Below are 19,823 nucleotides of genomic sequence, written 5' to 3'. Positions count from 1 at the left end.
TTAGAAATTAGGAGTAACTACTTTTGAAAAGTTATATTTTTTTTCTCGTGTTTGCATTTATTGTGATCGTTAAAGCAGGATATTCTGAAATCTTGTCTCAACCCCAAAAATATGTTTATGAGCCCACGTTTGAATCTCTTGAGAAAGCCAATCCTGTTCCGGAATGGTTCAAGGACGCCAAGTTCGGTATCTATTTCCATTGGGGTGTTTATTCTGTTCCTGCCTATGCCAACGAATGGTATCCCCGGAATATGTATATAAAAGGATCAGCGGAAAACAAACACCACACAAAAGTTTATGGCGATGTTTCTCAGTGGCCATACGATCACTTTATTACCGGTGACAAGGACAAGCAGGGAAATTTTGTTCAGTTCTCGCCCAGGCTCAAATCAAACGGCGGATCATTCGATCCTGACGAATGGGCTCAGCTCTTTGCGGATGCCGGAGCAAAATTTGCCGGTCCGGTGGCTGAGCACCACGACGGGTTTTCCATGTGGGCCAGCGAGGTGAATCCATGGAACGCCAAGGACATGGGACCGAAACTGGATCTGGTTGGTTTATTGACGGATGCCATCCGCAAGCAAGATATGAGGGTTATCCTCTCCATGCACCATGCGTACAACATTACCGGATTTTATCAAGCGGTACCGCAAACAGACGATCCAAAACTCCAAAAGCTTTACGGACAGCAGGGAAAAGAGGCGAATGAAGCCATGTGGCTGAGTAAACATAAGGAAATAATAAGTCAATATAAACCCGATATTATCTGGCAGGATTTTAATCTGCATGTGATCTCTCAATCTGTTCTTCTCCAGTTCTTATCTTACTATTACAATCAGTCAGCCGAATGGAATAAAAATGTGGTGGCTACCTACAAGGATGGTCTGAATCCCGATTGCGCTGTTCTCGATTATGAACGCGGCGGACCCGTCGATATAACTGAAAATTACTGGCTTACCGATGATGCGATCAGTTCCTCAAGCTGGTGCTACACCGAGGGGATTGGATATTATTCCGAAAAAACAAGTGCTTCATGGTTTTATTGACAGAATAAGCAAAAACGGCAATTTACTGTTGAATATATCACCCAAAGCAGATGGGACAATCCCCCAGGAACAAAAAGACCTTTTGCTTGCAATGGGTTCATGGCTTAAAAAATACGGCGAAGCGGTGTATAGCACACGGGCGTGGCAAAAATATGGAGAAGGTCCGACAAAAATGGGGTCGGGTCACGGTGTATTTACCGCTCCGGCGGAAGGGAGTGCACAAGATGTTCGCTATACACGGTCCAAAGATAATACGACACTTTACGCCATTCTGCTTGGCTGGGAACGAGATCAAAAAAATGTTATACTTAAATCATTATCTTCTGACAGAATTGACATTAAGAACCTGAATTCGGTCGAACTCATCAATGGCAAAGCTGGAAAATACCTAACATTAGATTATAATCAGAATACGGAAGGGTTGGAGGTTAGATTGCCCGAACGCCCTTTTAAAGAACCGGCCTATGTTTTGAAACTCAGCTTTGACCGCACGATTCCGCCTATTGACCTTTATGCAGATGTCAATTGTACTCCGCATTATTATATTGTTCCAGGTGAAAATACAGGTCGTTTGATTCTTGGTTCGGATTTGAGACTGGCAGGTAAAAGAAAAGATCATGCCAACCAATGGAAATTGGAAGCATTGGGAAAAGGATTTTATAGAATTCTGAACCGTCAGAACCATGAAAAAGTATTGGCGTGTCGTGTTTCCGGATCATCCAGTCATGAACTATTTATTTCAGATGTTTCCGACAAAGACAGTCAATTATGGAAAATCGAACATTCGTATAATGGATTACTTGCCATCTTTTACAAACAATTTCCTTCGTATGTACTAGCGATAAATAATGACTTGACCGAAGGTGAAAGAGTCGAGTTGGTCAATTCCGAGGATGGTTTCTCTTTCGGATGGAAGCTGTTAGAAGTCTGCGAAATTGAGCAAAAAGCTTTCAAACCACATACTATTCCGGGAACCATTGAAGCTGAAGATTACGATACCGGCTGTTCCGGCGATGCGTATTACGATACCGATGAGATAAATGAAGGCGGACAATATCGTTATCATGAAGGTGTGGATATTGATAATTGCTCTGCAGGCGGCTATGCGTTGGGCTGGACTCGTGCCGGAGAATGGCTGGCCTATACAGTTACTGTGAATCAAACCGCGACATATCGGATTTCGTTCTATATCGCGTCCGCTTCCGAAAGTGGAAAGCTGCATCTTGAATGTGATGGGGTAAACAAAACGGGGATTATTTCAATCCCGAATACTGCCGGTTATCAAAATTGGAAACCAGTAAAAAAGACCGTAAAGCTGGATGCTGGTCAGCATGTATTGAAACTGGTCGTTGATGGCGATTACTTTAATCTTGACAAAATGATTTTTAAAGAGGTAAAAGAATAAAACACATATTGAGCTGTAAAATTAACTGTTCATTATTATAGGAAATTTTATCATATGAGAAAAGTAATAACGATTTTGTTTTTAATCACGAGTCTATGGGGACAACAGCAATATCCTTTTCAGGACCCCAACCTGGATTCCAAAGAGCGGGCCAGAGATTTGATTTCGCGCTTAACGCTTGACGAAAAGGTTTCTTTAATGTGTGACCAGTCGGATGCCATTCCGCGTTTGGGCATCAAGACGTTCAATTGGTGGAGTGAGGCTCTGCACGGTCTCGCCAATAATGACAGTGTTACGGTATTTCCAGAGCCTATTGGTATGGCGGCCTCATTCGATGATGAACTGGTTTATCGTATTTTCGATGCGGTTTCCGATGAAATCCGAGCCAAGTACAATGAATCCCGACGCAAGGGATTGGAAAATCGCCGCTTTCTGAGTCTTTCGGTGTGGACGCCCAATATTAATATTTTTCGTGATCCCCGCTGGGGACGCGGCCAGGAGACATACGGCGAAGATCCCTACTTGATGTCGCGAATGGGCGTTTCGGTTGTCAAAGGTCTGCAAGGTCCCAGGATGCAAAATACAGAAAATTATTGGCCTGCGCCAAGCATTATGCGGTTCATTCCGGGCCCGAATGGAGTCGGCATGAAATTAATCTCAATACTATTAATCCTCGCGATTTATATGAAACCTATCTGCCGGCCTTTAAAGCTCTGGTACAACAGGCCGATGTCCGCCAGGTGATGTGCGCCTATCAGCGTCTGGATGACGATCCCTGTTGTGGCAATACACGGCTGCTGCAACGTATTCTGCGTGATGAGTGGGGATATGAGTACCTTGTTGTTTCCGACTGCGGCGCCATTACCGACTTTTTCAACAGTCATCATGTGTCATCCGATGCGGTCCATGCCGCGTCCAAGGCTGTTCTTGCCGGAACGGATATCGAATGCGTTTGGGAAAATTATCCTTTTAAAACCTTATCAGAAGCGGTTAAAAGAGATCTGATCAAAGAAGAAAAAATAGATAAAAGTTTGATGCGGGTGTTGACCGGACGATTTGATCTGGGGGAAATGGACGACGATTCGATTGTGCCCTGGGCCCACATTCCCATGTCGGTGGTGAATAACGAGGAGCACCGGAACCTTGCCCTGACGATGGCCCGGGAATCGATGACGCTTCTGCAGAATAAAAACGAGATTCTCCCTCTACAGAAATCGATCGAAAAGCTGGCTGTGATCGGACCCAATGCCGATGATGAACCCATGTTGTGGGGAAATTACAACGGCACACCGATACGGACGATTAGCATTCTCGACGGGATTTCCTCAAAGCTTGCATCCGACAAGATTCTATATGATAAAGGCTGTGATCTGGTTGAGGACAAAGTGACGCAAAGCTATTTTGATCAGTGTTCGTTCAAAGGCCGAAAAGGCTTCAAGGCGACCTACTGGAACAACCCTGAACTCACCGGTGACATTGTTACCACGCAGCAAATTGTAAATCCAATTCAATTAACCACGGCTGGGCAACACGAATTTGCGCCGGGGGTTAAGCTCGAAGGGTTCTCGGCCAAATACGAAACCGAATTTGTACCCGAAAAAGATGAAGAAATTGTATTTAAAGGCGGAGCGACAGGACACTTTGAATTGCTGGTAAATGGCGAATCCTTGACAAAATATGACAATTGGCGGACACTGCCGTCACGACATCCATTCGAGGTCAAAGCCGGGAAAACATACAAGATCGAAATCCGTTACGCCCAGATGCACAATTGGCAGGCAAACCTCGAATTTAATTTTGGTAAAGAAGTAGATGTAGATTACACTCATCTTTTAAAAAAACTTGAGGGTATCAATTTGGTGGTGTTTGCAGGCGGCCTCTCCGGGCAGCTCGAGGGTGAAGAAATGCCGGTTTCCTATCCTGGATTCAAAGGGGGCGACCGCACCCATATCGAACTCCCGCCTGTGCAACGCAATTGTTTAAAAGCACTCAAACAGGCGGGTAAAAAAGTTGTTTTCGTAAATTGTTCCGGTTCAGCCGTCGCACTTAAACCCGAAACTGAAACCTGTGACGCCATTCTTCAGGCCTGGTACGCCGGTGAATCGGGCGGACAAGCTGTGGCCGATGTGCTTTTTGGCGATTACAATCCATCGGGAAAACTGCCCGTCACATTTTATAAAAATTCAGAGCAGCTCCCTGGTTTTGAAGATTATTCAATGCAAGGACGGACTTATCGTTATATGGACAATGCACTTTTTCCGTTTGGATACGGACTATGCTATACCCGATTTGAAATTGGTGCTGCTTGTTCAAACAAAACGTCGATCACCGCTGATGAAACCATTCGATTGACAATTCCCGTAACGAATTGCGGCCACCGTGACGGTACCGAGATTGTACAAATTTATGTACGAAAAGAGAATGATCCCGACGGTCCTCTGAAAACTCTGAGGGGGTTCCAGCGAGTATTTGTTAAAGCCGGCAAAACACGGCAAGTAACGATAGACCTGCCGCCTTGTTCTTTTGAATTTTACGACTGGAATCAGCTTAAAATGGCGGTCAACCCGGGAAAGTACATGGTGTATTATGGTCATAGTTCAGCTGATAACGATTTAAAGATAACCACAATAACGATTCAATAAAATGATATGTTTGATCAGAGATACGATAATTATAATTACGAAAAAGGCGCTTATTCTACGATAACCTTCAACTGGAATGATTCAAAAAACGTATTGACCATTTATAAAAGAAAAGGGTCCTTTCCCGGCATGCTGGATGAGCGTATGTTTAATATTGTAGTGGTCAACAAAAACAAAGGCGCCGGTATGGCAACATCAGTCGGTAAAACGATCCTGTATTCAGGTGAGGAAATGAAATCAAATCTCAAATAGCACAGATTAAAATACAAATGCAAAAAAGATAAATCTGAACATCAAAACTATCTCATAAACTCAAACAGGAGTCTCCCATGTATCATGGCTGCAATCGATTGGCAATTGCTCTGATTTTTTCCATTCTTATTTTTATATCGGGCCCGGTATCGGCTCAACTTGTGACCAATGGTGGTTTTGAAAATTCGGATGTCGGTGGCATGACTGAAACCGGTACACCAGGATGGTTAATGATTTTCGGAGACGATATAACTCCGCCTGTTTTCGAGATTGTGAACGAACCGGTTGCAGAAGGAAATCACGCCTTGAAAACGACCGTGAACGGTCTGGGTAGTAATCAATGGGATATCCAGGTTGTTGCCGATAGTATTCCGGTCACTCAGGGCGCAACTTATAATTACTCGGTATGGGCAAAAGCTGAAAAAGCCGGCGCGCAGGTGAATTTTACGGTAGGCAATTATTCCTATTCGGAATACAATGTCATTCGCCCCGCAACGCTTACCACCCAATGGAAGAAATTTACCATGCAGTTTACAGTCAGTGACAATCAAACCTATATCCGGGCGCCTATTCATTTCAGTTATGCAGCAAATGCAGGAAATGCCATTTATCTGGATAATCTGCAGATCACGGATGTTAATTTTGGTAAAACGCCTGTTGTGGTTGAAGCAGAATCCGGTATCATCGGCAGCAGTTTTTCAGTTCAACAGAGCGATACCATAACCTATGTGACCACGACAAGCGATTATTTGGGTCAAACCAGTCCGGAAGACACCAGCAGTATGATAACCTACCAGGTAACCTTTGAGGACTCGGGACATTACAATTTATTTGCCCGGTTACGCGTGGGTCCCAACGAATGGGATGACGACAGCTTTTTTGCTGCACACGGATTCGGCGATAAAAACGATACGGCGCGTGCGGACTGGGTCTTTCTTAACGGGCTTGCCGATGTGGGATTTGCCCATGCCACGGATATTGTAAACGGGCCGGGTGTGGCCGGTTCGGAAATCTGGAAGTGGGTAAACCTGACCAAAAATTTTTTTCCGGGCGAACTGCCGCAGGAGACATTTTATGTCAGCAGCGGCAGCCTTTTAAAAACATTTCAAATCGGCAGTCGTGAAGACGGGTTGTGGTTTGACAAGTTTGCATTCGGCAGATCTGACTTGTACTATACAGTTGAATATCTTGATGAGGGACTGCCGGGTTCGGTCACCCCGCCGGAGCAGGATTCAAGTAAATTCTATCGGGGACCGCCTTTGGCGGAAGGCGCGTCAAAATTTTTGGGTAATGTCAAAGGTCTGGGCAATAACAATTTTGCCGATTACTGGAATCAGTTGACTCCCGGGAATGAGGGGAAATGGGGGTCTGTAGCGACGAGCAGCGATACCAATAATTGGAATTGGAGTGGACTGGATGATCTGTATGATTATGCAAAATCTAATGATTTGATTTTCAAAGACCATTGCCTGATTTGGGGCAACCAGCAGCCAAATTGGATTGAAAGTCTTGATCCGGATCAGCAACTCATTTACATCAAAGCCTGGTTTAGGATGGTCGGGGAACGGTATCCGGATATGGATATGGTCGATGTGGTCAATGAACCTTTACACGATCCGCCTTCAGGCGAGTCAAACGGAAATTATCTGGCTGCGTTGGGGGGGAAAGGTGAAACAGGCTGGGACTGGGTCATAAAAGCTTTCGAATTGGCGAGAACATATCTGCCCAATGCTCAATTATTGATAAATGATTACCACATTATTAATAATCATTCAGCTACCACATCATATCTGGAAATTATTAATCTGCTCAGGGATAGAGGGCTCATAGACGGTATTGGTGTACAAGGGCATCGTTTTGAACTGGAATATGCCAGCACCACAACGTTAAAGCACAATCTGGATCGATTGGCAGCAACCGGTTTGCCCATTTATATATCTGAATTGGATCTGGGCAATTTAAATGACGCCGGGACGCCTGATGATGATCAGCAATTGACCCTGTATAAAAGAATCTTTCCGGTATTGTGGGAACATCCGTCGGTAAAAGGAATCACTCTCTGGGGATATATTGAAAATCAGATGTGGCAGCCCACCTGTTACTTGGTGCATTATGACGGCGCCTGGAGACCCGCTATGGAATGGCTGGCTCAATATATTCAAGATTATGTATCCGGAGTGGAAAAGTACGAAAAGACGATAATACCTGTTTTTAAACTAAAACAAAATTATCCCAATCCGTTTAATCCGAATACGACTATAGAATTCAGTATCCCAGAACCTGCGAAAACATGTCTTGTTGTTTATGATGTTCTCGGCAGAAAAGTGGCAACATTGGTCAATAAGGATTTAACCGCAGGTGTTTACACGATTACCTGGAACGTCGATCAGGGCCAGGCTGCAAGCGGTACCTATTTTTGCAGATTGGTGTCCGGTGATCAGGTTCGGACACAAAAAATGCTGTATATCAAATAGGATTATATGACCAGAGGATGTTCTTTTTTAAAAAACTTTATTTCTATGGTCATCGTTAATCAACGTGACTGCAAACTATTTTGCCGAGCGCGTTTGAATCATCAATTGACAGGTACTTTTATGAAAAATATAAAGCCGGAACTATGGATCCTTTTTTTTCTATGTCCGGGATTGCCGTTCATTCTTCAAGCGCAGGATAGACTATATCCCGAGACCTTTCCCGTCGGTGATGTGAAATTGTTGGAGGGACCGTTTAAACATGCTCGTGATCTCAACATTAAAGTGCTTTTAGAATATGATATTGACAGACTGTTAGCGCCCTATAGAAAAGAGGCGGGACTGGAACCAAAAGCGCCAGGTTATCCGAACTGGGCGGGATTAGATGGACATGTTGGCGGGCATTATTTGTCGGCAATGGCGATGAATTACGCGGCTACCGGGAATTCCGAATGTAGAAAAAGAATGAGATATATGATATCGGAAATTAAAGCCTGCCAGGACGCAAACGCAATCGTTTATCCTGATTGGGGAATTGGATATGCAGGCGGGATGCCGAATAGTGAAGCGATATGGAATTCTGTAAAAAATGGAGATTTTGGCACGTACCGGCGATCATGGGCGCCATGGTACAATATACATAAAATGTATGCCGGCTTGAGAGATGCATGGCTATATGCCGGGAACGAAGAAGCTAAAACTATTTTCCTGAAATTTTGTGACTGGGGAATTCATCTCACACTTGAATTGACAGACGCCCAAATGCAAACCATGCTTGACTCGGAACACGGCGGTATCAACGAAATGTTTGCTGATGCCTATCAACTGACAGGTGATAAAAAGTATCTAACTGCCGCTAAACGATTTTCTCACAAGGCGTTGCTAAAACCCATGTCAGTGGGCAATGATAATCTCGATAACAAACATGCGAACACCCAGATTCCCAAAGTTGTGGGCTTTCAACGAATAGCAGAACTTGCCAACGATAAAGACTATGCAAAGGCAAGCAGCTACTTTTGGCACACTGTAACCCAAAATCGAAGTCTGGTATTTGGCGGGAACAGTAGAAAAGAGCATTTCCCAAGTGTGAAAGCATGCGGTGATTTTATTAACGATGTCGAAGGCCCTGAATCCTGCAATTCATATAATATGCTCAAGTTAACCGAACATTTATTCAGGTTTAACCCTACAGTCAGGTACATGGATTATTATGAGAGAACTTTGTACAATCATATTCTGTCAATACAACATCCCGCACATGGTGGTCATGTGTACTTTACTCCGGCACGTCCGCGTCATTATAGAGTTTACTCATCTCCAAACGAGGCGATGTGGTGTTGTGTGGGTACAGGTATGGAAAATCATGGCAAATACAATGAAATGATCTATACACGCCATAAAGATTCTATTTATGTAAATCTCTTTATCGCTTCCGAATTAAATTGGAAAGAAAAAGGTATTAAAATAAAACAGGAAACCAATTTTCCTGATCAAGCGAAAACCAAATTAACAGTTACAGGAGGCTCTGCTCGAGTTGCATTGATGATTCGCTATCCTTCCTGGGTAAAAGACGGGGAATTAAAAATTAGGGTTAACGGCAAATCGATACCGATTAAATCCCGTCCGTCTTTTTATTTTGCGATTGAACGGTTATGGAGAACCGGCGATAATGTACAGATTATTTTACCCATGCATCATTCAGTTGAACAGTTGCCCAATGTCCCTGACTATATAGCATTTTTGCATGGTCCGATTCTGCTGTGTGCCCAAACCGGTAAAGAGGATTTGGCCGGTTTGGTGGCTGATGACAGCAGGTGGGGACAAATTCCAGCCGGAAAACGGCTGCCTGTTGATAAAGCGCCGATACTCATTGCGGATGATCTTTCCAGGATTACCGATAAATTGACACCGATTGAGGATAAACCCCTGCAATTTAAAATTTCAAATCTAAAAATGGTAAATCCTCAAAATTTTGTGCTGGAACCTTTTTATAATATTCATGATGCAAGATATATGATGTACTGGATGGCATTGACACCAAATCAATACGAAACACGTATTGATTCAATCGCCGTAGCGGAAAAAAACAAGCTTGCATTGGAAAATCGTACAATTGATTCGGTCGCGCCGGGTCAGCAGCAACCGGAGACTGATCATGATATGAAAAGTTTAAATTCGAATTCAGGCGTTTTCTTGGATGAATTCTGGCGGGATGCCAAAGCTGGCGGGTATTTTAGCTATCGTTTGAATACAAATGGAGAAACAGATTTGTCTTTAAGGGTTCATTATTTTGGTTATGAATGGGGGAACCGGAGATTTGATATATTTATCGATAATGAGAAACTGTTGACTGAAGATAATACAGGCAGATGGTATCAATCAGTATTTAAGGATGTTGAATATAAAATTCCAAACAGGATGATTGAAGGGAAAAATAATATACGAGTTAAATTTAAAGCGCTTGCGGAAAGTACTGCGGGAGCAGTATATTTTATTCGTTTGCTTAAATCTGAACATATAAAAAATTGATTGGTGAAATAGTTCCTATAATTCTTTATAAGAGATGATTATTTTGGACAGCATTTTTGATTATTTGATTTTGCTTTGTGAATAAATACCTTGAAATGAAAATTTGCCGATATGCTTATTCTATTCGACGTGTAAAAGAAATTTGGTATTGTTATGAAATTTAAAAGCTTTGTATTTATCGTTATATATTTTCAGGTTTCAGCATTTAGTCAGCTTAAATGTCCCAAATTAATTAGCGACGGCATGACTTTTTCGAACGAGTGAGCTTTACTGAAAATGAGAATATCATATAACCTATTTGAAAATAAAATTTTACAACTTTAATTATAACCTCATAAGGAGTTGATCATGTACGGTCCATACAAAAACTGCAGTTATTTTTTTCAAAATGCAAAAACCTTGTTATTAAAACAATCGACAGTTTTTTTTCTTTTTATATTTTTTATTCTGACCTGCAATATATCGGCTCAAACCTTGCATGTAAATGATCTGGGTTATTTTGAAACTCCGGGTGTGAATGTGTTGGTCTTTAGCAATCAGTACAACGGATTCTTTTTTGACGAGAAAACCGCCGGCATCGAGTTGATTCATCACGGTGTCCGAACGGCCACAGGCGGCGCAATCAGACTGCAGCATACACCGGAGCAATGGGACCTGGTTCCCAAAGTTGTTGACCGCAATGTGAATAAACAAAACAACACCATTGATGTCGTACTGCGGTATGAAGAAATCGGATTTGATTCAAGGATCCGTGTATCAGCCAAAGATAAAGGTGTGGAAATCAGTGTTTATCTTGATGAACCGCTTCCGAAAAAACTAAAAGGTCAGGCCGGATTAAATTTCGAGTTTCTGCCGGCATCTTATTTTGAAAAAACTTACCTGGTCGATGGAAAACCAGGAATTTTTCCTTTATATCCATCAGGCAATACGTCCATTAAACCAAAATCGGAAAAAATTCTCCAGTTTGCCGGTCATTCCACCTTTGATGACAAAGGCCGGAATGAATTTATTGTCCCCCAACCTCTTGCGGCCGGTCAATCCATCGTGCTGGCGCCTGAAGACCCTGAACGTTTTGTAAAAGTTCGCTCTTATGAAAATGAATTAATGCTTTTTGATGGGCGCAATCTGGGGCAAAACGGATGGTTTATTGTTCGCAGTTTGATTCCGCCAGAAAAAACAGGTAAAGTCATTACCTGGTATCTGGAACCCAATGCTATTCCCGATTGGAAACGGGAGCCGATGATTGGATTTTCTCAGGTGGGATATCTTCCTGACCAGGATAAAGTGGCTGTTATCGAATTAGATGAAAATGATACGCCGTTAGTGACTGCATCTGTTGTTCAGGTTACACCGGAAGGAAAATCTATAGAGATATTTAAATCAGATGTGAAAGCATGGGGGCAATTTTTGCGGTATCAATATGCAAAAATTGACTTTACACCTGTAACAGAACCGGGACTTTATTACATCAAATATGGCGATCAGAAAACAAATACTTTTCCCATTCACACAAATATCTATCAAGATATTTGGCATCCCACACTTGATGTTTGGTTTCCGGTTCAAATGGATCATATGAAGGTAAACGAAGCCTATCGTACATGGCATGGTGTACCGTTTCTGGATGATGCGCTTCAGGCGCCCGTTAATCATCAGCATTTTGACGGTTATTCCATGGGACCGACCACCGGAACAAAATACAAGCCCCTGGAGCGTATTCCCGGACTGGCTGTAGGCGGATGGTTCGATGCCGGCGATTTTGATATTCAAACAGGATCTCATTGCGGTGCTATTTTAAGCCTGGTTGATACCTGGGAACATTTTGGCCTGGATCGTGATCAAACCTATATTAATCAGGCGACTCGATATGTTGATATTCATCGTCCGGATGGCAAACCGGATATTCTACAGCAGATTCAACACGGGACCCTGAATTTGGTCGCACAGATTAAAAGTATTGGATTTCCGATAAGAGGTATTATTGTTCCCAATTTGCACCAGTATCACCATCTTGGCGATGCATCAACAGAAACCGATAATCTTCCCTATAATCCGGAATTAGAGCCCTACGAATCCGATGGTAAATCGAGCGGGACCCTGGATGACAGATGGGCCTTTACGGAACGAACGTCTTGGACAGACTGTTTTACTGTTGCTGCTTTAGCTGCTTCGAACCGTGCTCTCCAGAGTTTTGACAAACCTCTGGCCGATACATGTTTGGTGATGGCTGAGAATCTTTGGAAAGAAACGTCTAATCTGTTCAAAGAAGCTGATACATCAAGGATGGCCAGATGGTTTGGAAATAGTGCGAAATTAACGGCGTTGCTTCAGCTATATATTTCAACAGAGAAAGAGCAATATATACAGCATTTTGATGAATTGATCTGGCCATCATTAGATAAAAATTTGCCTGTAAGTATTTCCACTGCACTTCAAGCCTTGCCATATATGGATAATGAATTTCAGACTCGACTTGAAAATTATGTTATTCAATACAAATATTATATTGATGAACTCGAAAAAGAAAATCCCTATGGTGTTCCAATAATTTCTAGAGGCTGGGGTGGAAATCGCATGGTAATAAATTGGGCTGTTACCAATTATTTTGCAAATCAAGCTTACCCGGATATTATTGGCCCCCAATATATTTTTAAAGGTCTGGATTATATTTTCGGCTGCCATCCCTATTCGAATTTATCCTTTGTTTCGTCTGTTGGCACTGTATCCAAAAAAGTGACGTACGGGAGCAACAGGGCTGATTTTACCTTTATTGCGGGTGGAGTCGTCCCCGGTCTTTTGCTGCTGCAGCCGGATTTTCTCGAAAACAAAGAGGACTGGCCATTTTTGTGGGGGCAGAACGAATGTGTATTGGATAATTGTGCTGATTATATATTTCTTTCGAATGCTGTAAATGAGATCAAAAATAACAAATAGTGAGCATTTATCATGGAAATGATTGAATTGAGAGTAAAAAAATATCAATTGGAAAAAAGCAGAATCTCAATCTGTGCTTATCGTTTAATTACATGGATTGACCTCTTTTAAAAAAATCATTATGGAGTAACTGAAATGATATATTTAAAAGCGTTATTATTAGCGGCAGTTTGTTCTTTTTTGGGGACAATTTGTGTATCTGCTCAAAATCCGATCATTACGGATCAGTTTACCGCAGATCCTTCAGCCAGGGTATTTAACGCTAAAGTTTATCTTTATCCCTCCCACGACATTCCTCCTGTGGAAGGACAGAAACGGGAGAACTGGTTTTGTATGCAAGATTATCATGTGTTCTCATCTGAAAATCTTACGGATTGGACCGACCATGGTGTGATTATAAGCCAATACAGCGTTCCGTGGGTGGATTCGACCGCGTACAGTATGTGGGCGCCCGATTGTATAGGCAGAGACGGTATGTATTATTTTTATTTTCCCACGCCTCCCAAGGAGAACTACGGCCGGGGTTTTCGTATTGGTGTTGCGATTGCGGATCATCCTTCCGGTCCGTTTACTCCGCAACCTGATCCCATTGAAAACGTACACGGAATCGATCCGAACGTGTTTGTCGACAAAGACGGACAGGCTTATTTATACTGGGCCGGCCGGGGAGGATTTTATGCAGCAGCGCTTAAAGACAATATGGTGGAACTCGCCTCAGAACCCAAATCGATCAAAGGCCTGCCGGATGAGGGACTCAAAGAAGGACCGTTTGTGTTTGAGCGAAATAATGTTTACTATATGACCTTTCCACATGTAGCGGATTCGACGGAACGACTTGAATATGCTATAGGTGATAATCCGCTCGGGCCGTTTGAGCCAACCGGTATCATCATGGAGCAAAGGCTTGATTGCTGGACCAATCACCATTCGATAATCGAGTTTAAAGATCAGTGGTATCTTTTTTATCATAATAATGATTTGTCGCCCCAATTTGATAAGAACCGATCCGTCAGGATTGACAGCCTGTTCTTTAATAAAGAGGGTACCATTCAAAGCGTTATACCGACATTAAGAGGAGTGGGTTTAACCAATGCTTCACAAAAAATTCAGATTGACCGATACAGCCAAAAAAGTCAGGACGGTACATCGATTGCATTCATGGATCCGCTCAATACATTCGAGGGCTGGAAGACGATACTCGATGAACCCAACGCCTGGATACAATACAACGCTGTTGATTTTGGTCAAAAGCATTTCAAAACGGTTCATATAAGAGCCAGGTCAAAGACCGGCTGCACTTTGCACGTAAAATTGAACAAAATAGATAACCAGGCCATTGCACATGTAAACGTTCCTGAAAGCAAAAGCTGGAAGATTGTCGGTTCACCCTTGACCCAAAACCAGGTTGGAATACACAACCTTATTGTTCTGAACAAAGATCAAGACGTTGAAATAGACTGGATCCATTTTAGCAAATGAATGCAATATATATGATATCAATCATTGAGGATTCAATGCAACGAAACATATCCTTATCAGGTCTTACAGTTGTGGTTTTTTTATTCATATACTCTTTTGTTTTTGCTGATACGATAACAATCAATGCCGGCAGTATTCAGATGATCAACTGGGAAGAGACCCGGTCTGTACAACTCAACGGAAGTGTTTCTCCCAACAATATTAAAGTAGAATGGATATGCCCGCAGAATTCCAATGTCACATTCAAAGAGGCGGATAATCCCGTTACGGAGGCTACGTTTTCCCGTCCCGGCTATTATTTATTGTACTTGTCCGGTACGGGACAGGAAAACTCTGTAAAAAGTTCCGCGGTCGTAAATGTGTTCAAACCGCATTCCTATCAGAACAGACTTGTTGACCTGATCCGTTTGATGACGCTTGAGGAAAAAATCAGCCAATCGACCAACATGGCGGATGCGATTCCCCGTCTGGGCGTCGCAGCCTATAACTATTGGAATGAAGCCCTGCACGGTGTTGTAGCAAGCGGAGCGACATCATTCCCGCAATCAGTTGCCATGGGAGCGACATGGGATCCCGATCTGGTCCATCGTGCGGCGTCGGTTATTTCGGATGAAGCCCGGGCTATCCATGCTGTTGACGGTAAAGGATTAACCTATTGGAGTCCCACGATTAATATTGCGCACGATCCGCGCTGGGGACGCAATGAAGAATCCTATAGTGAAGATCCGTATCTTTTATCCCGTATGGGAGTTGCGTTCGTAACCGGTATGCAGGGTGATGATCCGTATTATTTGAAAACGGTTGCCACGCCCAAGCACTTTATTGCAAATAATGAAGAAGTGCGACGCCATTCAAGCTCTTCCGATGTGGATATGTGCAATCTGCATGAGTATTATTTACCTGCATTCAAACAAACTATTGTCGAGGGTAAAGCCTATTCTATCATGGGCGCGTACAATGAACTGAATCATGTTCCCTGCAATTCAAATATGTTTTTATTAACCGATCTGCTTCGGCATAACTGGGGCTTTAACGGGTTTGTCGTTTCGGATTGCGGTGCGATTGCCGATATGGTATACCACCATCGTTTTTTCGAGAGCGGCGCTCAGGCTGTGGCGAGAAGCATTCTCGCCGGTTGTGATTTAAATTGTGGGCGTCTGTATCATCTGTATCTTCAGGAGGCGCTTGATCGGGGATTGCTGGAGGAAAAAGACCTGGATCGTGCTTTGAAACGCGTCCTTTCGGCGCGATTCAGATTGGGTGAATTTGATCCGCCTGAGAGCGTCCCTTATAGCTCCATTACAGAGGATAAACTCGATAGTCGTGAAAATCGCGAGTTGGCCTTAAAGGTTGCACATAAATCCATTGTTCTTCTCAAGAACAATGGCGCATTGCCGTTAGATGAAGAAGAAATAAAATCAATCGCGGTTATCGGTCCGAATGCCGCAAAAACGCAACTGGGAATTTACAGTGGTTGGCCCAATGTTCAGGTCAGTCCTCTTGAAGGCATAAAGGAAAAAGCAGATCAATATGGAATTCATGTCGACTATGTATTGGGTTCGGTGATCAAAGACGGTGTATTAAGACCCATTGAACCGGAATATTACGGTAAGATTAAAGGCAGCCATAAAACCGGATTGAAAGGCGAATATTTTGATAATATGAACTTGTCCGGTGAACCTGTCCTGACCCGTATCGATTCTGTGGTGAATTTTGATTTTGGCACGGATTCTCCCGCCCCCGGTATTCCGGATGATCAATTTTCGATACGATGGACAGGCACCCTTGTTCCGTCTGAAACGATCCATCGGATCGGAACAAGTAACGATGACGGAGCTCGTCTTTGGGTGGATGGAGATCTGGTCATCGATGACTGGCGTGACCATAGTGAAGCGCAAAACAGCGCCAATGTCGAATTAAAGGCGGGAAAAGAGTATACAATTAAATTTGAATACTATGATAATGGTCTGGGTGCCATTGCCAGATTGGTAAGGGATTTTGGAACACAAGATTTTAAAACGGTGGAAAAAATAGCTGCCGGGAATGATGCGGTCATTCTCGTTCTTGGAACCTCCCCGGACATTTCCCGCGAGGAACTTGATCGTACTGAAATTGAATTATCCCAGGTTCAAGTGGATCTCATTCATAAAGTCACGGCCGTTAATCCCAATACGATCGTTGTTTTGGTCAATGGAGGACCTGTTTCTCTGGCCGGAACGGAAAGCAAAGTCAATGCGATCGTTGAAGCGTGGTATGGAGGTGAATTTGGCGGCAAAGCCATTGCCGATGTTTTGTTCGGCGATGTGAATCCGGGCGGCAAACTCCCGCAAACGTTCTATGCCTCAACCCAACAGCTTTTTCCTTTTTCTAATTATGATATCATCAATCAACCGCGCACCTATATGTATTTTGAAAAGCCGGTCTTGTATCCGTTCGGACACGGACTGTCATACACTCAATTCGAATACAGTGATTTAAAACTTGAACAGGACGGTAATGTCAAAATACAATTTACAGTAAAGAATACAGGTCAATTAAAAGGTGATCAAGTCGCCCAGGTCTATGTGCATGCGATCAATTCATCCATCAAAACCCCGATTCATCAATTAAAGCGTTTTCAACGAATAACGCTCGCTCCCGGCCGTAACAAGACTCTGACTTTTGACATACCGGTGTCCGAGTTCTCGTTCTATAGCACGCAAATGAACGATTTTGAAACGGAATCGGGCCTATGGGAAATTCAAATTGGCAGTTCCAGCAAAGATATTCGTTTGAGTGAAACAATCAAGATTGAAAGTAATTAACAGGAGCCGGTCCCAATGAAACAGAACATCAGTCCTTATTCTAAATCGATTTGTGGGTCTCTGGAATTTTTCAAGATATTTATAATATTTTGTCTTGTCTTTTTAACCTTTGGTTTTATTTCCTGTTCTTTTGCCCAATCCATTGATTCTGTAAAATGGGTGGGAACCTGGACCACCTCCCCGCAGCTGGTGGAACAGCGCAACAATCCGCCGTCCCCCGGTTTGAGTCATAACACTTTGCGCCAGGTGGTGCATGTTTCTATCGGCGGAGACAGTCTGCAGATGCGCTTTTCCAATGAATTCAGCGCCAGTCCGGTGACCCTGAAATCGGTGCACCTTGCGGTATCTGCAGGTGGCAGCGCCATTGATACGAGCACGAATCAGGCTTTGACGTTTGGCGGCGCTCCGGAGGTCACCATGGAGCCGGGCGCTGCCGTGACCTCAGATCCGTTCCGGTTCGCATTGCAGCCGTTGAGCAATGTGACCATTACCATATTTTTCGGCGAAACGTCGCCGGATGTGACCGGTCATCCTGGTTCAAGAACCACTTCCTATATTCTCACCGGTAATCATGTGAGCGAGCCTGATTTTGAAGGCTCTGTCGAGACCGATCACTGGTATGTGATCAATACCCTTGACGTGCTGGCACCCGATACGTCCTATGCTGTGGCCATACTTGGAAATTCGATTACCGACGGCCGCGGTTCCGGCACCAACAAACAGAACCGCTGGCCGGATGAGCTGGCCCGACGCCTGCAGGAAAATCCGGCCACCGAACATGTTGCCGTCTTGAACGCGGGAATCGGCGGCAATGCCGTGCTGCGCGGCGGATTGGGACCGACCGCATTGAGCCGCTTTCAGCGTGATGTGATCAATCAGAATGGTATAAAATGGGTGATCATTTTTGAGGGCATTAATGATATCGGTGGATCTCAGGGGGCGGATGTAGGCCATGAACTCATTGAGGCATATCAGCAGATGATCTACCAGGCCCACGCCAACGGCATTTTTGCCTACGGCGCCACTCTGCTGCCGATGAAGGATTCCTTTTATTACAGCGAGGCGCATGAAGCTGCACGGCAGAGCGTGAATGAATGGATCCGGAACAGCGGCGCATTCGATGCCGTGATTGATCTGGACAAAGCCCTGCGCAATCCGGCGGATACGTTGAGGCTCAAGCCCGAGGCGGATACCGGCGATCATCTGCATCCCAATGAAACCGGTCACCGGATGATGGCGGAGGCGGTTGATCTAGCCTTGTTTACAGGCGATGACACCGTGAGTTTTACTGATAAGAGCCGGTCCTGGTATTTTGAGCCTGAATGCGGAAATGTGGGAGAAGAATGGGAGATTGTTCAGGATGATCAGGCGTCCAATGGAACCTATGTCACAGCGCAGGCGGGTATGGAAAGCCTGGACCAGGCGCCGGACCGTGATACAAGTACCCTTTCTATCTCCTTTTCAGTTGATAGCACGGATACATTTTCAGTTTATGCCCGGGTGTATTGTCCCACTTTTGATGATGATTCATTCTGGGTACGAATGAATAGTGCGGCGTTTCAGATGTATAACGGACTGGTGACCAACGGATGGGAATGGAAAAAAACAGGTGATTATTCATTGACCGCGGGGCAACATATCCTGACGATCGCTTATCGCGAAGACGGAGCCAGGCTTGATAAACTATGCATTTCCAATTCTGCGCTTGCTCCGACCGGAATGGGCCGGGACGCTGAAAATCTATGCAATCCGACCGGTGTGGACGGTTCATTAAAGAATCCAGCCGGATATCAATTGGGCCAGAATTATCCGAATCCGTTTAATCCGACAACGCATATTGAATTTGAATTACCAGAACAAAGTGATGTCAAGCTTGTCCTCTATGATGTCACCGGCAGGACTGTGGCGACCCTGGCTGATGGCCCATTTTCAGCGGACTATCATACGGTTACATTTGATGCTTCAAATCTGGCCACCGGAATTTATTTTTATAAACTAAAAACCAACGATTTTACTCATGTTAAAAAACTAATGTTGATAAAATAACCTTTTCGCCCCTTTGTTAAAAAGTTTTGAAGGACCAGAATGCTGGTTTACAATTGGATATCATTCTATTAAAAAAAAGGAGAGAACATGGATTCAGGATGGAAACAAAAATTTTTCAGAACCTGCGATAGAACCGGGAAAATTAAAGGTTTAAAATTTAAAAAGAACTGGTATTATTACCTGGGTTTCCCCCTCTGGGGAGTCCTGGCAACATT

Annotated in this window: 9 protein-coding genes and 1 pseudogene; all 10 read left to right on the top strand. The window is 43.7% G+C overall.

Annotated elements, in window-relative coordinates:
- The first annotated feature begins 23 nt into the window (after positions 1 to 23).
- The 10 genes and pseudogenes from U5R06_14065 to U5R06_14020 all read left to right on the top strand — a co-directional run bounded on the left by U5R06_14065 (position 24) and on the right by U5R06_14020 (position 19,608).
- Entirely contained in the window at positions 24 to 1,046 is a 1,023-nt protein-coding gene (locus tag U5R06_14065) for an alpha-L-fucosidase (GenBank protein ID MDZ7723892.1), read from the top strand.
- On the top strand, positions 961 to 2,451 hold the full coding sequence (locus tag U5R06_14060) for a carbohydrate-binding protein (GenBank protein ID MDZ7723891.1): 1,491 nt from the start codon (positions 961 to 963) through the stop codon (positions 2,449 to 2,451). Before U5R06_14065 ends, U5R06_14060 begins: the two co-directional genes overlap by 86 nt.
- Before the next feature lie 54 nt (positions 2,452 to 2,505).
- Positions 2,506 to 5,093: pseudogene (gene xyl3A, locus U5R06_14055) on the top strand (xylan 1,4-beta-xylosidase).
- A 6-nt stretch (positions 5,094 to 5,099) separates the two neighbouring features.
- Positions 5,100 to 5,345: a DUF5110 domain-containing protein gene (locus tag U5R06_14050; protein MDZ7723890.1), complete on the top strand. Its 246-nt coding sequence runs from the start codon at positions 5,100 to 5,102 to the stop codon at positions 5,343 to 5,345.
- Positions 5,346 to 5,422: 77 nt separating this feature from the next.
- On the top strand, positions 5,423 to 7,819 hold the full coding sequence (locus tag U5R06_14045; GenBank protein ID MDZ7723889.1) for an endo-1,4-beta-xylanase: 2,397 nt from the start codon (positions 5,423 to 5,425) through the stop codon (positions 7,817 to 7,819).
- 120 nt (positions 7,820 to 7,939) lie between these two features.
- Positions 7,940 to 10,345 (top strand): glycoside hydrolase family 127 protein, encoded by a 2,406-nt coding sequence (locus U5R06_14040; GenBank protein MDZ7723888.1) that lies wholly within the window; start codon positions 7,940 to 7,942, stop codon positions 10,343 to 10,345.
- 348 nt (positions 10,346 to 10,693) lie between these two features.
- A complete protein-coding gene (locus U5R06_14035) occupies positions 10,694 to 13,279 on the top strand; it encodes a glycoside hydrolase family 9 protein (protein MDZ7723887.1) in 2,586 nt (861 codons plus the stop codon).
- A gap of 135 nt (positions 13,280 to 13,414) precedes the next feature.
- Positions 13,415 to 14,758, top strand: coding sequence for a family 43 glycosylhydrolase (locus tag U5R06_14030; GenBank protein MDZ7723886.1), 1,344 nt, complete (start codon positions 13,415 to 13,417; stop codon positions 14,756 to 14,758).
- Between the two features lie 35 nt (positions 14,759 to 14,793).
- Complete coding sequence (locus U5R06_14025; GenBank protein ID MDZ7723885.1) at positions 14,794 to 17,562, top strand: glycoside hydrolase family 3 C-terminal domain-containing protein; 2,769 nt, start codon at positions 14,794 to 14,796, stop codon at positions 17,560 to 17,562.
- 15 nt (positions 17,563 to 17,577) lie between these two features.
- Entirely contained in the window at positions 17,578 to 19,608 is a 2,031-nt protein-coding gene (locus U5R06_14020) for a GDSL-type esterase/lipase family protein (GenBank protein ID MDZ7723884.1), read from the top strand.
- Positions 19,609 to 19,823: the final 215 nt, after the last annotated feature.

Source organism: candidate division KSB1 bacterium (assembly GCA_034521575.1).
Lineage (GTDB): Bacteria > Zhuqueibacterota > Zhuqueibacteria > Residuimicrobiales > Krinioviventaceae > JAXHMJ01.
The sequence above is the reverse complement of the archived record's forward strand: the minus strand, read 5'-3'. Positions and strand labels throughout refer to the sequence as shown.

Excerpts from the sequence above, each read along its gene's own strand:
- U5R06_14020 (MDZ7723884.1), top strand. The coding sequence starts at position 17,578 with ATGAAACAGAACATCAGTCCTTATTCTAAATCGATTTGTGGGTCTCTG.
- U5R06_14035 (MDZ7723887.1), top strand. The coding sequence starts at position 10,694 with ATGTACGGTCCATACAAAAACTGCAGTTATTTTTTTCAAAATGCAAAA.
- U5R06_14050 (MDZ7723890.1), top strand. The coding sequence starts at position 5,100 with ATGTTTGATCAGAGATACGATAATTATAATTACGAAAAAGGCGCTTAT.
- U5R06_14030 (MDZ7723886.1), top strand. The coding sequence starts at position 13,415 with ATGATATATTTAAAAGCGTTATTATTAGCGGCAGTTTGTTCTTTTTTG.
- U5R06_14025 (MDZ7723885.1), top strand. The coding sequence starts at position 14,794 with ATGCAACGAAACATATCCTTATCAGGTCTTACAGTTGTGGTTTTTTTA.
- U5R06_14040 (MDZ7723888.1), top strand. The coding sequence starts at position 7,940 with ATGAAAAATATAAAGCCGGAACTATGGATCCTTTTTTTTCTATGTCCG.
- U5R06_14045 (MDZ7723889.1), top strand. The coding sequence starts at position 5,423 with ATGTATCATGGCTGCAATCGATTGGCAATTGCTCTGATTTTTTCCATT.
- U5R06_14060 (MDZ7723891.1), top strand. The coding sequence starts at position 961 with ATGATGCGATCAGTTCCTCAAGCTGGTGCTACACCGAGGGGATTGGAT.